Consider the following 15,426-nt stretch of genomic DNA (forward strand, 5'->3'; position numbering starts at 1 on the left):
TCATCTTGAGCATTTTGCTTGTATCTTCGTTGTAGCATAGTTAGCGGCCTGGTGGATAGCGCTTTCATGAAAAAATGGTGAAAGTGAAAATGCTGGAGCTGTAAATGAGAAATGAGTGGGAAAGATGAAAAAAACGAACCCCGCTGATTCGGGCTCTTTTCCGATCAGAGGGGCTCGCTGTATTTGTTCGTGTCTGTATTTGGATGGGTTTCAAAGCGCATGACAAAGGCTTGAATGGGCTCTTGTTTCTCGTTTAAAGCGGATCCGTTAAATCCGGTGCCCCAGCCGGTTTTTCTTCGACTTCCTTTTTTTCCTGGCGGATGACTTCAAACATCAAAGCGGCTTTTTCTTTATTCGCCTGCTTTGGCGTATCTTTGACGACAACTTCCAGAATCCGGTTACCGAATTCCAGAACAATACAATCATCGATTTCGACCTCGCTTGAAGGTTTAGCCACGCGGCCGTTGAGCAGAATCCGTTTTTCTAACGCAAGCTGTTTAGCCGCTTCTCTTCGTTTGAGAATCCGGGCCGTTTTCAGATATTTATCCAGACGCATCAGGAGGCCTCCTTTCTAAACAGAGGGTCATTGAGGACCGAGGTAACTTTTTCAAATAATGGAATGTAGTTTTTCTTTTTCTCGAAGCTGACCGTAATCCGGCCGTTTTTGAACGTCATATTGACCTGGCGGCTGGCAGCGGACATCGCTTCAAACAATTTCAGGCCGTCCGCTTTGCGGCTCCAGTCACTGCTCATGACAATCTGAATCTTGTTATCGGATTCATTGACAGAATCAACACCTTCTTGCGAAGCGAATAAGTCCATTTTCTTCGCCGCAAACAGTTCCTGGACTTCTTTTGGGATCCGGCCAAATAAATCTGCCGTCTTCGTTTCATACTCTTCCAATTCTTTCTTGGTATGAATCGAACGGATTTCTTGATAGAGAGCCAGCTTATCCCCATCGTTCGATGTAAATGGAGCGGGAATATAGCCGCCAGTTTCGATATTGGCCTGTTTGAGTGGAACTTCTGGTTCTTCGTTTTCCGGTTTGATGCCTTTTTTACGGGCGATCGCCTGCGAAAGCATATCCAGGTACATGTCCAGGCCGACACTGTCAATAAAGCCAGCCTGTTTTGGCCCCAGCATGTCCCCGGCGCCGCGGATCGTTAAATCGCGCATCGCAATTTTATATCCACTGCCAAGCTGCGTGAATTCTTTGATGGATTTCAGACGCTTGGATGAATTTTCAGACAGCTGCTTTTGAGCCGGAACGAGCAGATAGCAATACGCCAGCTTTTCACGCCGGCCAACACGACCGCGAATCTGGTAGAGCTGTGACAGACCAAAGCGATCGGCGTTTTCAATAATGATCGTGTTGGCATTGGCGATATCCAGACCGGTTTCGATGATGGTTGTGCACACCAGGATCTGATATTTTCCCTGTGAGAAATCCATCATGACATCTTCAATCTGATCGCGCGTCATCTTGCCATGAGCCACCCCCACGCGCACATCCGGAAATTTTTCCTGGATCTGCTGGGCAGTGCGGTAAATATCTTCAACGCGGTTATGCAAAAAGAAGACCTGACCATCACGGGCAAGTTCACGCTGGATGATTTCTTCAATCACTGGTCCTTTTTCTTCCATGATATAGGTCTGAATCGGATGGCGATGGGCTGGCGGGGTATTCAGCTGCGAAATCGTGCGGACACCGATTAAGGACATCTGCAAGGTTCGTGGAATTGGGGTTGCGGATAAAGCGAGAACATCAATCGAGTTTTTCATCTCTTTGATGACCTCTTTGTGCTTGACGCCAAAACGCTGCTCCTCGTCAATGATCAGCAAGCCAAGATCCTTATATTGAATCTTCTTGGAAAACAGACGGTGAGTCCCCACTACAATATCAATCTGACCATCCGCCAGACCCTTGATGATTTCATTCATCTTTTTGGTCGAAACAAAACGGTTGACCAGTTCAATGCGCACACCGGTATCTTCAAACCGTTTTTTCAGAGTCTGGAAATGTTGTAAGGAAAGAATGGTCGTTGGACAAAGGAACGCGACCTGCTTGCCAGCCATGACGGCCTTAAAGGCACACCGCATGGCCACTTCGGTTTTGCCATAGCCGACATCCCCGATCAACAGATGGTCCATTGGTTTTGGTTTTTCCATTTCCGCTTTGATTTCAGCCGTCGCCTGGATCTGGTCAGGCGTAGATTCATATTCAAAGGCTTCATCGAATTCCCGCTCCAATGCATCTTCTTTGGGGAATGCATAGCCGATATCTTCACTGCGGGCTGCATACAGTTCAACCAGTTTTCCAGCAATTTCTTCAACACGGGCGTTCACTTTACTTTTCGTCTTTTCCCATTCCCCGCTGCCCAGTTTGGAAAGTTTGGTCTGGGTGCCTTCTTTGGAGACATACTTACGGACTAACTGGAACTGGCTGATTGGAACATACAGATCATCTCCGCCGCGATAGGCAACATGAAGGAAGTCATGTTTGACACCTTTGACTTCTCGGGTTTCTACCCCCAGATACTGACCGATGCCATAGGAGGCATGAACGATATAGTCCCCAGGCTGAAGTTCGAGAATATCATTGAGCGCTGTCGATTGCGAGAAAGTTTTCTGATACGGAACTTTTCGGTTGAGATGACGGAAAATTTCCTTACGGGTATAGACAACGTAATCCGGAGTTTCAAAGCCCTGGTAGAAGATGGGGTCGGTGAATTTCAGTTTCGAAATATCCAGCTTTTCCTTTAACAGATCGATATCTTCTTTTTCCAGGGCAAAATACACATTGTCTTTTGTGGCTTCCTGTGGAATCCATTCAAGATAGTTGAGCGCTGGCGGCTCAATGGTGCGGATGCCAGATTCTACCGGATGATCAAAGTGAACGAACTCCTGAATCATCAGTGGCTTGTTTTTTGTCGTCATCTGATACAGATCATGGAACATGGTATAGCGGGGCAGTGCCTGGAAATCCTGGACTTCTTCTTGCATATACGTTGCATTATCCATGACGACTTTTTTTGCGGCCGCTTCAACGGCGTCTTCGGTAGAGAAAATGATCTGGGCATTAGGAACGTAATCAAGCAGGTTGTCCGTTTTCAGCCACGCATAGTAACGATAGAGGCGGGATTGGGGATCATACGTCTCAATCGCACGCAGGTCTTGCTCAATCATTTCTTCGAGAAATTCTCTGCCAGCCGGATCCGTTTTCTGAAGCTGCGCTTCGAGTTTTTGTGGAATGATGGTTTTCAACTCTTCAATCTGTTCATCAGTAAAGAGGATTTCACTGGAAGGAACCAGAATGACTTCATCAACAGAACGAATGGTTCGCTGAGAATTTGGATTGAAGAATCGGATCGAATCGATTTCAGTATCAAAAAATTCAATTCGAATTGGATCTGGATAGTTCAGGGAGTAAACATCCAGAATGCCGCCACGGGTGGCATACGTACAAGGAATTTCAGTGTAGTTGACTTTGACATAGCCGATGCGGTTGAGCTTTTCTACCAGCTGGTCACGGCTGATTTCCATGCCTTCATGAATGTTCAGACAGGAGTCATCAAAGAATTTGACATCTGGCATAAAACGGGTGAACGCAGCGGCATTTACGACGATGATTTTGTCAAAATCCTGGCGCATCTGCACCATTGCTGCTAGCTGGTTATTCTTTTCCTCCGGACTGGCCGCAATCGCCGAGATCCGCAAAGATTCGTCCATGACAAAAAGCAGCGCTTCCTGCTGGAGCATGGCCAGCCGGGTATATAGCTGCTGCGCTTCATATTTATTCTTTTTGACCACGATCCGAGTTTTATGATCCTGGGCAAAGGCGGCAGCAAGAAGCAAGGCTTCTTCCATTTCGCCAAGGTTGCCCAGTCTGCCATCTGGCTTCATGAACTCTTTGGTCAGGGGGTTATGTTCTAATGATTGCAGAATTGGATTTTCGCTCACAATTCCTCCTCCTTTCAGATTTCAGATCAATTCAAGATCCGTTTCTTTGTGACATCAAGTTCTTCGCTTTCCAATACAGACTCAACTCTTTCAGGATGGTCTTGTATTTTTTTAATCAATATTTATCTTGATCAGTATTCACCTGATTTATCTGGTTGACGGGTTTGGCTTCCCCATTCAAAGCTAATCGAACTTATTTCTGATTTTTTGACAGAATTCAGATTTTTGAATTGCAGGGTTCGAACTCGATCCAGATGGATTCAATGAATTAAAGTCAGGATTTTGAAGCACTTTTTCAAAGATGAATCTTCTTCCACTCAAAAATATCGGATTATGGTTGGCTAATCCGATATTTGAAATGGTCGTAATTGTCAGGAATCCAATAGATCTGGATCCTTTCTGTAAGTCTTGGTTCATGAAAAAAAAGATTCAAAGACAGAGAATCAATCCGTTTTTTCAAAAGACTTCCAGATAGTTTATTATAGCCAGTTTCGATTCACAACGTTGATTTATGGCCTGTTTTTCCGCCTTTTCAATTGATTCTTTCTTCAATTTTGAAAGACCAGCATCGTTCGTTGTCGGTTGACTTCCAGAACAATCCACCCAGAACGAGCTTCCTTTTTTGGATCCTGATCGAACAAGTCCTGCATTTCTTTTTTATTTTCCATTCCAGAAAGTATCTGCGTTGACAGTCATCAAAAAGCTAAAACCTGAGCAATCAGGGGAAAATCAGATTTAGCTTTTTTCAGCTGTCATCCCTGTTGATTATCCTTCTGACACAAACAGCCAAGCTAAATTGATGAACAGTCAGAATTTGACGCTGGCCAGGACTATCTGTTTTTGCATCCCTTCTCAATCTGATTTTCCAAAATAAGTCAGAAATTCAAATTAATAAATTAAATTTATTAAAATTTTTAATCGATATATTTCTTTGCTTATTCTGATGTTCTTAATAAATTCGTTAGTGATTAACGATGTTAGAAGTCAAATCTTAAAAGCGCTGATGAAAGCGGATTCCAACTGATTTCAGCCAAAGTCCACCATTTTTTAGGAATCCCATATGAATTTCTGATAAATCTGCAAATTTCGAAGAAAAAATTGTAAAAAAATAAATTTTGCCTGATCACACTGGTTTCAGGCAAAATTTACATTCAATTGACCAATTTGTGGTGAACTGATCGAAATCGGATTTTGATCTGATCAAAGCAGAAAACGATTGAAAGACTTATTTGGATTCAGGTTTCGATTCAACGAAGAATTCAGCCAGCTCAATTTCACTTCCAGACAGAGAATAGGTCGTTTCCACTTGTTCTTCGGCTAATAGGCATTCGTTTTCGCTTCTTGCAATCACTGAGTTCGCATTGGCAGCGGAGTCTTTATTACAATTGGCACTCTTAGAGTCTTTAGAACCTTTAGAATCTTTAGAGTCATGGGAATCAAGCGTATACGTCGCTGTTTCTTCGTTATTGGTAAAGATTTGGGCCTTTTCTGGTGTTGGCTTGGGTTTTGCTTTCTTTGGTTTGACATTGTAGCGGTTCATGGTCTGTTCAAAGGTGTGATTTAAAGAGAACAGGGCTGCTTTAGCCGCCTGGTCAATGGCTTTATTGAGGTCTTCGACTTCATCAGCCCTGAATTTGGTCAGAACATAATCGATAATCTTGATTTTCGGATCCCGGCCAATTCCAACACGGATCCGGTTGAAATCTTCACCTAAAACGGAGCCGATGACGCTTTTCATCCCATTGTGGCCACCGGCAGATCCTTTGGTTTTCAGACGGATGGAACCAACAGGAGTATCCAGATCGTCATAAATCACCAGGATATCCTTGCGGTCAATCTTGAAGAAGTCCATACAGGCCCGGACTGAGAAGCCGGACAGGTTCATATAGGTCTCTGGTTTTAATAAGATAACGTCTTCCCCTCTCAGCTTGGTTTTAACGTAGCTGCCTTCAAACTTTTTCTTTGAAATCGACTGGTCTGTCATCTGTGCAATGCGATCCAAGACCATAAATCCGGCATTGTGCCGGGTATTTTCATATTTCACGCCGGGATTTCCCAGCCCTACGATCAGTTTCATTGTGTGCCTCCTGTAATGCTCTTTCCTTACGTGGTATACGGATTGAATGAAGTGGATTGAATGGATGATCTGAATCAGATGTTCATGATCAGATCAATTGTAGCCAAGCCAGAGCAAAAATCGCGAATGGAAGGCCTGCTTCTGGCCGATACACGAAAAAAAGGGCTTGCGCCCTTCATTTGTTCTTTATTCAGAAAGTTTTCCTGGAGTGTAGAGAACGTGCAGCTGACGTGCCACCCCTTCACCTTCGGATTTCGTGGTAATATCTTTCATGTCTGCCAGTGCGTTGTGAATTGCTTTACGCTCATCGGCTGGCATTGGCTCTAGAACAGCATCCACTTTGGTCCGGCGAACATCCTGCGCTACACGGATAGCCATGCGGACGATCTTTTCGTAGCGTTCTTCTTTATAGCCGTTGATATCAATCATCATGCGGACATGCTTTTTAAATACACTGCTGGCTGCTGTACGGACCAGGCGGTTGAAATCCTGTAAGGATCGGCCCTGACGGCCGATCATCACTGCGTTGCAGTTGGTATCCACTTTAACACGATAGAAATCATCGTCTCCATCTTTTTCCATCAGAACTTCGCACATGCCATCCATATCGGCATTGTCAAAGTATTCCTGAATGTAGTCATGGATAAATACAGCAATATCTGCTGGTGCCCAGGCTTCGATGGTCACGGTGCGTCCGATTCCGAGAAAGCCTGCTTTTTCTTCAACGACCGTGTAGGTCAGCTGGTCAGTGGTCACTTTTTTCTTTTTGCAGGCAGCTGCGAGTGCTTCTTCCAGCGTTTTTCCGGTAAAACGATCAAATTCCATACTCATTCCCGCTTCTTTCTTCTTATCTTTGAGAAATTCTCGGCCGGTCATCTGCGACAGGAAGTTTGACCTGAACCGGCTTGTTTCTATAGATACCTTTTCTTAAAACTGATTTCCATCAATAGCCAGCGGACTGGATCTTGTGCGCAAATCCCTCCGTTTTCCTGACTGATGGTTTCAAGATTACTTCTTACGGTTTTTCAGTACGCCCTGGGCGCGTTTTTCAGCTAATTCTTTTTCGCGTTTTGCGCGTGCATCCTCAGAAATAAAGTGGCTGAGAACACTTGTTAAAGCACGAATGACAGAAGAAACCAGCCAGTAGAAAGACATGGCAATTGGCCATGACAGATACATGAAGGCGATTAATGCGGTGGTCATGTACATGGTCATATTCATCGTGTTGGCCATCATGCCAGCCTGTTTGTCCTGATTTTTGGCTTTGGTTTTCTTGTCGTCTTTTTTCGAAAGTTTATTCAGCCATTTTGGCAGCTGCAGCTGAATCAGGGACATCAGAATCATTAAGATATAAACCGTGATCAGTCCCCACTGCATGTGCTGGAAACCATATAATGGAGTTTCGGATAATGGCATACCCATGAAGCTTCCATAGACAGTTGTCGCTGCCCGCATGCAGGCATAGAACATACCCATCATGACAGGTAACTGAATAAACATGACGAGCATGCTTCCAAATGGATGCACATCGTTTTCGTCATAGAGTTTCTGCATTTCCTGGGCCATGAGCATTTTGGAACGTTCGTCGTTCTTGCCCTGGTATTTGGCCTGCAGTCTTTGCATTTCTGGCTGAATTTCCTGCATTCTCTGCTGGGAAATCTGTGACTTATATGTTAAAGCAAAGATTAACAGCTGAATGACTAAAGTAGCCAGGATGATTCCCCATCCGGCATCGGTAAAGCTGGCAAATAAGTTAATTAACTGGGCGATTGGCCAGACGATCAAACCGTCAAACCATCCCTGTTTCCAGCTTTCACCCCATGACGTCGGGGAAATGGTAATCGTTGATTCGGTCGAGGATTCGACTTCTTCTTTGAGCTGCTGATCAGAGACTTCGGAGATATTCACCTGATCTTTGTCGATGGTAACTTCGTGGAGTGCAATAACCTGATCCAGTTTCGTTTTGCCATCCTTTCCTCTCGGGTTCGAGCAGGCGGAAAGACCCATCACTACCAGCATACAGAGAAGAAGGATCCGACACTTTTCAAGCAGAGTCTTTTTCATCTTTTTTTCCCTCTCTGAATTTCCGGCTTGCCTTCTCGTGCAGCCGGTCCAGCATTTCTTTTCGCTCCTGATAATCCAGCTTTAAAAATGGGGGCCGGACAATCAGAATAGAGTCGAAACTCTCATCAAAAGTATACACGGAATCAATCAGAGCACGAACCTGTCTTTTGGTCCGATTGCGAATCACCGCATTTCCCAGCTTTTTTCCTACACTGATTCCCACGCGCGCTTTCTTCTCCTTAACCGGCTGTACATAAAGGATGTATGCCGGTGAGGAAAAAGACTTCCGTCTGGAAATCATTGAAGAGAATTCCGTGTTTTTTAAAATTCTCTGATTTTTCTTCATAAGGTATGAACAGAGAAAAAAATCACCTTTGCAGGTGATTTATTAAGCGGATAAAACCTTTCTGCCTTTAGCTCTTCTTCTAGCAAGTACTTTGCGTCCGCCTTTAGTTGCCATACGGGCGCGGAAGCCGTGAGTTCTCTGGTGTTTGATTTTACTTGGCTGATATGTACGTTTCATGTTTGTTTGCTCCTTTCATTTATAGAAATACTACTTGTTTTCCTAGTCGCGCATGTCACTATACCATGTTTAAAAGAACGGTGTCAATGCGAACTGAAAACCATAAATAGCCCGAAGATAAAGAATCTTCTTTAGCCTGCGGTGATTGAAAGGCTGGGATGGCTCTCAAGCACTATAAACTTTTTTATGGCCAGATTAAAGAAAGATCGCTCAAAACCGCGCTAAAATTTTTTTCACCGATTTTTTGCGACCAAATTTTGTCTTTTGATGCAAGTTCGTGCTTCTTTTTTGTCTTCTTAATTCAATATTTGTGCATCGTGGATCATTTCTTTATCTTCCCGTTGTCCTAAAACCGATCCTTCTCTATCTTTTACAGCCTTTCGAAACCTTCCAGATATCCTCTATGATTTTTCTTCATGCTCTTCACGAACGTCCTGAATTCTCTGCCTGCTGCCCACCATTTCATTCTCCATCTTTTATCGTTTCCGTAATCGCATTTCTTCCCAAAGAAAAACTGAAAGATCACTTTTTTCTCGAAGAATGTCATCTTGATCTCTCAGAAAGCATGTCGATTATAGGTCGCTATGGAATGGACGATCATCCCGATCGTTGTCTGGTAGTGGCTAAATACGTTCTTGACGATTCGTCAAACCGCCAGAGCATGCCTTTCTCGAAAGACATGTGTATACCTGTTGCCATGAATGGCAATTTCATTCTATCTGTTTTCACTGATGGTGATCTTCCTCAATCCCCTTTAAACTTCGGGGAAATAGAAAATACGTATTTTCAGCTGGTATGCCGTATCCAGCTTCTTCATGAGACAACAGGCAGCCTGGAATTATGCTTTGCTTTTGTCTGGGTCTGCCTGCATTGTCCGATATTGTCTGGGCGTCATAGTCGTGCGCTTTAAAAACTGCCGGTTGAAATGGGAAAGATTGGCAAACCCGCAATCCAGCGCGATCTGTGCAACTGGCGTTTTGGTTTTGCGAAGCAGTTTGCAGGCTTTTTCAATACGAAGCCGCAAAACGTATTCCATTGGAGAACAATGAAAGATTTCGAGGAAACAATGCTGGAAACGTGACTCGCTCAAATTCATTGTCTGCGCCAGATCGTTGATGCTGATCTTCTCATCCAGGTGGCTCTGGATCTGACCAAACCCCACCGTAAGCGGTGGATGTTCCAAGACGATAAACATCTTGAATTTATGAACAAAGCACCTGAGCAGACAGGACAGTGATCAGAACGACAAATGAGCCTTTCTGACATGAGGCAAATGAGACCTCCTGCGCTATCATGTCCCGGTGTGCCAGAACCCTTTCGGGGCCCGAACGAATCCAGGTTGTCCCAGTTCAGAAATCCGGAAAAGCCCTTCTTTCTTTGAACTGCACCATGGTCAGTGGTTTGGTAAAACGTCTAAAGCATCCGACAATTAAATACCAGAATTCAAAATATGCATATGATTCGTTTTTGCGTATTGGACAAAAGCGTCTGAAGCCTTCTTTAAATGTTCGTAATTGGCAATGCACAGACTACGGTCTGCACAGGAAAAATCGTTGCTGGCATTAGCCAGAAGAAAAGCGGAATATAAATCCCTTGGAATTGTCTTTCCATCGCTTAATACAGCTGTCCTTTGCGACAGCTTTTTCTTTTTATAGCTGCCATCCGTATGGTCGTACTGGCTGGCCCGGAATTTACCAGGGACGGTATGAAAATTGGAACCATAAGCTGCTTTGGCAAGCGCGAACAACGTTCCTGGTGCGCGGCGGTTGATACTTCTGCCAAAACGTTTTTTGCGCTTATATCTGCCAGTCTTCTCATTGATCTCAGCTGGTCTGGAGCTTCTTTTGGCAAGCTTGCGGGCGTTGGAGGGTTCTGTGACAAGAACATCTCCCATGGAAAGCAGAGTGTTGACTGTCTGTTTATGCACGTACTCTCTTGTCAGGGCAAGCTTGCGCTGTTCTTCTTTCAGATGGTTTTCTGTTTGGCGCATTCGCTTTGATTTTTTCCATTTTCTTTTTGGGACGCCGCGTTTGATCGTGCCATCTTCATTGTAATGTTCAGGAGTACCCGCTCTTCTTTGGCGGTCAAGTTTTCTTTGCAGACTGGCGATGTGTTTTTCTTTTTTTTGATAGTAGTTCTGGTTTCGTTCTCCAAGATTGATAAAAAGAACGTCTTTTCCCGCAGAATAAGCGGCCGCCGACTGGGTTCCTAAATCCATTCCGACTACACCTTTGCCTTTGGAGCGGCGTGCAGAACCGTCTTTTCGAATTTTATTGACTGGTTTTCCTTCGATGGTGATGATGGCAAACACACGCAGTTTTCCTCTGATCTGCTCACATTTAATGGATACATAGCAGGGGCGGTAAGTATCCTGGGCGATTTGGGTCTCCTCCCACTTTCTGGCATAGAAAATCTCATTTTCAGGATGCTGCATAAAAGAGCGGATTCGATACAGTTCCCGGCGCGCGAAAATGTCGTTTTTTCTGATCAGCAGTCCCGCATTTTCGCATACGCCTTTCATGCTTACGGTCAGCCGTGGCTTTCCGTCTTTTTCTGTCAATTTGAGCATGATGGCCCGATCTACCTGTTTTCCCCGCAGAATTGGAAGATCACCCCGTTTTTTAAAGTGCAGATGCTTCCCGTCAGAGTAAAGAACTTTTTCGACACCAGACCAGACGTCTTCAGCCACAGTAAGCGCAATCTGAGCGTTCAGTTTTAAATTCTGATAGCGGCTTTGCGTATAGCGGCGAAGATCATCAAACGTAACCCGCCACTTCTTTTGATCTTCTGCAAGAAGCTGACTGACTGCTTCACGGTCCTGATCCTGCTGCTCCTGTTCCTCTTCTGTTTCAATCTTTCGTTCCATGACTTCTTTATACATTGCAAGATGTGCACGGTAGGCTTTTGTGCGGAACAGGTCTTTCAGGCGTTTTGAGATCCACCCTGTCAGATCATTGGAAAGGATTCTGGCATTATTGGCCATATGAAAAGCATGGCGCGTCTCGTCTTCGGTCAGTTCCAGCTCCAGCTTCAGAGTATGTCTGGCTGTATGCTTGTGATGTTCCTTGATCAACTTTTTATCCGCATCGGATAATTCAGCTTTAGCCTGAGCAGCTCTGGATTTCTTCGTTCTGGACATACGCGTTCTCCTTTCCAAATGAGGGCTAATGGCTTTTTTGGTCTTTGATATATTTTTTTATGGTTTCGGCTGAAGCATCGCCTGTGGTGGCAATAAAATAGCCGTTGCTCCACAGCCTTCCACACCTTTGATAAAAATGTTTTAAATCAGGATAAGCTTTGAATAATTCTATGGCGGAAATACTTTTAATCGTCCTGGCGATATCAGCTGGCGCTGCTGTCTGTGGAGCGGATAAGAAAAGATGGATATGGTCGGGCATGACTTCCATTGCCTGCACTTCATATCTGTAGCTGTCACAAATCTTTTGCAGAATCTCTTTCAACGTCTCGTCAACGCCATCATTCAGGACGCTGAACCTGAATTTGGGGCAGAAGATCAGACGATATCTGTAAAGATATGTTGAATATGCCGAATGCCTGGATTGATTCATCTGGAAGCTCGGATTTTCCTTAACCGCTCTTCGAATCATATCGTGCCATGTTAAATTATGCTTTTCTTCAGCAGCCATAATTCGGGCCAGGTTTTCAAGCAATTCTTTCCAGACTCCGGGTAGACTGATATTAATCTGCATATTCTGCGATATTCTGCGGCTTTGCATCCTTTGACAAAGCGCTTTCTATTTCTATATCTATTGTATATCAGACGCAAAAAATGCGCAACAAAAAGTGGTAAACGCATTCATTTTATTTATGCATCATTAAGTCTCAAAAGCATCTTTCAGAGGGCTTTCATCCCCATGGCAAGCCATGGGGTATTCGCCCTAGCTTGATAACGAAGAACGGGTTCATACAATTCAAGCAGGGCTGGCGTCTGCCTGCCCTTTTTCAGTTTTGCCTGTTCTTCCAGACAGGCCGCCATCTCGACTAATCCACTGCGCAGATACAGATCTGATAAGGGAGTATTCTGGTTCATCGATGCGAAGATCTGATCCATCGCTTTTTCTAGCAGGCTTCCTGTGGCGGGATAAACAGGCTGATCGATTGAACAGTCGGAGTAAACCAGAAAGCTGAGAATCTGCTCAAATGAGCATTCCTGCATGGTAGAAATCAGCATCGAACTGGAAAAGACCAAGGCGTCATAATTCATATGGCCTTCAATACCATGGAGCTGATCCGGCAAAACCAGGCAGACAGCACCTTTGGATAAGGGCAGGATTTCCCCTTCCAGATACAGGCTTCCTTTCCCGGAATTGACCCGCATGAGCTCAAATTCGTCGTGCCAGTGAATAGGGATCCCCGGATAGTCTTCCGGAATCTGATTGCGATAGAAACAATATGGAATCTGACTGCTGCCATGAACACGATCTTCTTTGCGCATTCGTCTGGTTTTTCTCTGGATATTTGAGGATGAAATGTTGGTGTCGGCCTGTTTTCCATTTTCCGGATCTCTCCAGAAATGGCTCTGAACAGACGACTGAAATTCAAATCGGGATTCTGGCTCCATTTCTTCTATACTTTTGATTTCTTCCATTCCTTGCATTTCTTCCAGATCTTTTTTTAGATTGATTCTTTCCACACTTTTCGCTCCCTTCTGCTCTTTTTCAGTCTGTTTTTTCTATGGTGCTGGCTGGATTTACAATAGCAGGATCGTATCAGTATTTGTCACAATACGCGAAGAATCTTTTCTGACCATATGGTTTACTGAATGCGTAATCAAAAAAGAAAACAAATCAAAAAAGCGGCCGCCAAAACGGCCTGAATCCACAAAAAGATCAGTTCAAGGCAAAGAAAGCCCAAGGAAAGCCCAAGGAGAAAAAAATATGGCTGAATGGTTAAACAATGCGGTATTTTACGAAATCTATCCGCAGTCCTTTCAGGATTCCAATGGAGATGGCATTGGAGATTTCAAAGGAATCCAGTCCCGGCTGGACTACATCAAAGAATTAGGCTGCAACGCGATCTGGATGAATCCCTGCTTCGAGTCGCCATTTATGGATGCCGGATATGATGTAGCGGATTATTATCAGACTGCCCCCCGCTATGGCACCAACCAGGATCTCAAAGAACTGGTGGATGCGATCCATGATCGAGGGATGAAAATCCTGCTTGACCTGGTTCCTGGCCACACCTCTGTCAAACACCCCTGGTTTTTAGAATCGATGAAAGCAGAAAAGAACGAATTTACCGATCGCTACGTATGGACGGACAACGTCTGGCTGCCGCCAAAAGGTCTGAATTATCTGAGCGGTATTTCAGATCGTGACGGCAATGCGGTGGTGAACTTCTTCTCTGGCCAGCCCGCTTTAAACTATGGTTTCTACAAACCGGAAGAATCCTGGCAGCAATCCATGAATGATGAAGGACCACGCCAGACACTGGAAGCGATGATGGATGTGATGCGCTTCTGGCTGGATCTTGGTGTAGATGGATTCCGTGTCGATATGGCAGGCTCCCTGGTCAAAAACGACCCCGATCAAAAAGGAACCATTGCTCTGTGGCAGAAAGTTCGTACCTTCTTAGATGCCGAATATCCAGATGCCGTACTGGTTTCAGAATGGGGCGAACCCGATAAATCCTTAAAAGGCGGATTCCATATGGATTTCCTGCTCCACTTTGGTCCATCCCACTATAATGATCTTTTCCGTTGCGACCATCCGTATTTCGCCAGCGAGGGAAAAGGTGTAATCAAGGACTTCATCGATAAATACAACGAAAACTATAACAAGACTAATGGTAAAGGCCTGATCTGCATTCCATCTGGCAACCATGATATGGACCGTCTCGCCCGCCGACTGACTCCGGCCGAACAGAAAATTGCCTTTGATTTCCTGTTAACAATGCCAGGAGCTCCGTTTATCTACTATGGGGATGAAATCGGTCTTCGCTATGTTGAAGGTCTGACTTCAAAAGAAGGTGGCTTTAACCGCACTGGGTCTCGCAGCCCGATGCAGTGGAATCACGAGAAAAACGATGGTTTCTCCACTGCTGATGCGAAAGATCTGTACATCAAAATGGATGAGGCCCAAGATCGTCCAGTCGCCTGCGATCAGATTGAAGATGAACACTCGATTTATCACGAAGTGAAACGCCTGATTCAATTCAGAAAAGAACATCCCGCAATGCTTGCCAATGGAAGCATTGAATTCTTAACCGACGGATATCCACTGGCTTACCTGCGTAAAGCAGCCGATGGATCGGAAACCTTGCTGGTCCTGATTAACGCTGATGCCAAAGCCCACAAGTTCACGCTTCCACAAGGTTCCTGGAAGCAGATCTACCTCAATGGAAAAGCTCCAGAAGAAAACGACAAGGAAATCACTGCTGCAGGTCAGAGTTCGATTGTTTATCAGCTTGAACAGGCCTAAATCCAGACTTTCGAATCGATCTTCTTTTAAATGGGTCATTCGTCTTTCTCTTTAACAGACCAGGCCAGAATCAGACTGACAGGAATGCAAGCGAATTTCTCGCGTGTCCTCCCCGATCCAAACCTGTTCTTTGCTCCTGCTTCAGCTTGAAACTGGTTTGTGCTGAATAGACAAAAAAGCGCCCGCGGGCGCTTTTTTGTCTGACAGAATGGATGGAAATTTTTCAATGAGATGAAGAATTCAACGGGACAATGATGTCCCCATTCACTGGAATGGACGATATGTAAACTTTGTTTTATTAATCGGAATCCGTGAACAGGATATGCCGCGCTTTCGCAACGTCTTCGATCTAGTCATCG

At 44.7% G+C, this 15,426-nt stretch carries 11 protein-coding genes and 1 pseudogene; 1 reads left to right on the forward strand and 11 read right to left on the reverse strand.

The genetic code is table 11. From position 1 onward, the window contains the following. Window positions 1–253: 253 nt before the first annotated feature. The 11 genes and pseudogenes from U4956_RS07170 to U4956_RS07220 all read right to left on the reverse strand — a co-directional run bounded on the left by U4956_RS07170 (window position 254) and on the right by U4956_RS07220 (window position 13,278). Window positions 254–556: an RNA-binding S4 domain-containing protein gene (locus U4956_RS07170; protein ID WP_323089850.1), complete on the reverse strand. Its 303-nt coding sequence runs from the start codon at window positions 554–556 to the stop codon at window positions 254–256. Further along, window positions 556–3,960, reverse strand: coding sequence for a transcription-repair coupling factor (gene mfd, locus U4956_RS07175; RefSeq protein ID WP_323089851.1), 3,405 nt, complete (start codon window positions 3,958–3,960; stop codon window positions 556–558). Before mfd ends, U4956_RS07170 begins: the two co-directional genes overlap by 1 nt. Before the next feature lie 1,519 nt (window positions 3,961–5,479). Then, window positions 5,480–6,037, reverse strand: a pseudogene (gene pth / locus U4956_RS07180) (aminoacyl-tRNA hydrolase); the annotation flags it as partial. Between the two features lie 186 nt (window positions 6,038–6,223). After that, window positions 6,224–6,868: a protein jag gene (locus U4956_RS07185; RefSeq protein ID WP_323089852.1), complete on the reverse strand. Its 645-nt coding sequence runs from the start codon at window positions 6,866–6,868 to the stop codon at window positions 6,224–6,226. A gap of 177 nt (window positions 6,869–7,045) precedes the next feature. After that, entirely contained in the window at window positions 7,046–8,101 is a 1,056-nt protein-coding gene (locus U4956_RS07190; protein WP_323089853.1) for a YidC/Oxa1 family membrane protein insertase, read from the reverse strand. Further along, window positions 8,082–8,447 carry a ribonuclease P protein component gene (rnpA, locus tag U4956_RS07195; protein WP_323089854.1) on the reverse strand — a complete coding sequence of 122 codons (366 nt, stop codon included), beginning with the start codon at window positions 8,445–8,447 and terminating at the stop codon, window positions 8,082–8,084. Before rnpA ends, U4956_RS07190 begins: the two co-directional genes overlap by 20 nt. A gap of 42 nt (window positions 8,448–8,489) precedes the next feature. Then, on the reverse strand, window positions 8,490–8,624 hold the full coding sequence (gene rpmH, locus U4956_RS07200; protein WP_230225730.1) for a 50S ribosomal protein L34: 135 nt from the start codon (window positions 8,622–8,624) through the stop codon (window positions 8,490–8,492). A gap of 838 nt (window positions 8,625–9,462) precedes the next feature. Continuing rightward, complete coding sequence (locus U4956_RS07205) at window positions 9,463–9,819, reverse strand: AraC family transcriptional regulator (RefSeq protein ID WP_323089855.1); 357 nt, start codon at window positions 9,817–9,819, stop codon at window positions 9,463–9,465. A 234-nt stretch (window positions 9,820–10,053) separates the two neighbouring features. Then, on the reverse strand, window positions 10,054–11,763 hold the full coding sequence (locus U4956_RS07210; protein ID WP_323089856.1) for a hypothetical protein: 1,710 nt from the start codon (window positions 11,761–11,763) through the stop codon (window positions 10,054–10,056). A 25-nt stretch (window positions 11,764–11,788) separates the two neighbouring features. Next, complete coding sequence (gene tnpA, locus U4956_RS07215; RefSeq protein WP_323089857.1) at window positions 11,789–12,334, reverse strand: IS200/IS605 family transposase; 546 nt, start codon at window positions 12,332–12,334, stop codon at window positions 11,789–11,791. A 146-nt stretch (window positions 12,335–12,480) separates the two neighbouring features. Further along, window positions 12,481–13,278: an AraC family ligand binding domain-containing protein gene (locus U4956_RS07220; RefSeq protein ID WP_323089859.1), complete on the reverse strand. Its 798-nt coding sequence runs from the start codon at window positions 13,276–13,278 to the stop codon at window positions 12,481–12,483. Window positions 13,279–13,522: 244 nt separating this feature from the next. Here U4956_RS07220 and U4956_RS07225 point away from each other — a divergent pair, with 244 nt between their 5' ends. After that, on the forward strand, window positions 13,523–15,067 hold the full coding sequence (locus U4956_RS07225; RefSeq protein ID WP_323089860.1) for an alpha-amylase family glycosyl hydrolase: 1,545 nt from the start codon (window positions 13,523–13,525) through the stop codon (window positions 15,065–15,067). The last annotated feature ends 359 nt before the right edge of the window (window positions 15,068–15,426 follow it).

This window comes from Allobaculum sp. JKK-2023 (genome assembly GCF_034745455.1).
In the GTDB taxonomy this organism is placed as follows: Bacteria; Bacillota_I; Bacilli_A; order Erysipelotrichales; family Erysipelotrichaceae; genus Allobaculum.

Excerpts from the sequence above, each read along its gene's own strand:
- tnpA (WP_323089857.1), bottom strand. The coding sequence starts at position 12,334 with ATGCAGATTAATATCAGTCTACCCGGAGTCTGGAAAGAATTGCTTGAA.
- U4956_RS07225 (WP_323089860.1), top strand. The coding sequence starts at position 13,523 with ATGGCTGAATGGTTAAACAATGCGGTATTTTACGAAATCTATCCGCAG.
- U4956_RS07205 (WP_323089855.1), bottom strand. The coding sequence starts at position 9,819 with ATGTTTATCGTCTTGGAACATCCACCGCTTACGGTGGGGTTTGGTCAG.
- U4956_RS07185 (WP_323089852.1), bottom strand. The coding sequence starts at position 6,868 with ATGAGTATGGAATTTGATCGTTTTACCGGAAAAACGCTGGAAGAAGCA.
- U4956_RS07210 (WP_323089856.1), bottom strand. The coding sequence starts at position 11,763 with ATGTCCAGAACGAAGAAATCCAGAGCTGCTCAGGCTAAAGCTGAATTA.
- U4956_RS07170 (WP_323089850.1), bottom strand. The coding sequence starts at position 556 with ATGCGTCTGGATAAATATCTGAAAACGGCCCGGATTCTCAAACGAAGA.
- U4956_RS07190 (WP_323089853.1), bottom strand. The coding sequence starts at position 8,101 with ATGAAAAAGACTCTGCTTGAAAAGTGTCGGATCCTTCTTCTCTGTATG.
- rnpA (WP_323089854.1), bottom strand. The coding sequence starts at position 8,447 with ATGAAGAAAAATCAGAGAATTTTAAAAAACACGGAATTCTCTTCAATG.
- rpmH (WP_230225730.1), bottom strand. The coding sequence starts at position 8,624 with ATGAAACGTACATATCAGCCAAGTAAAATCAAACACCAGAGAACTCAC.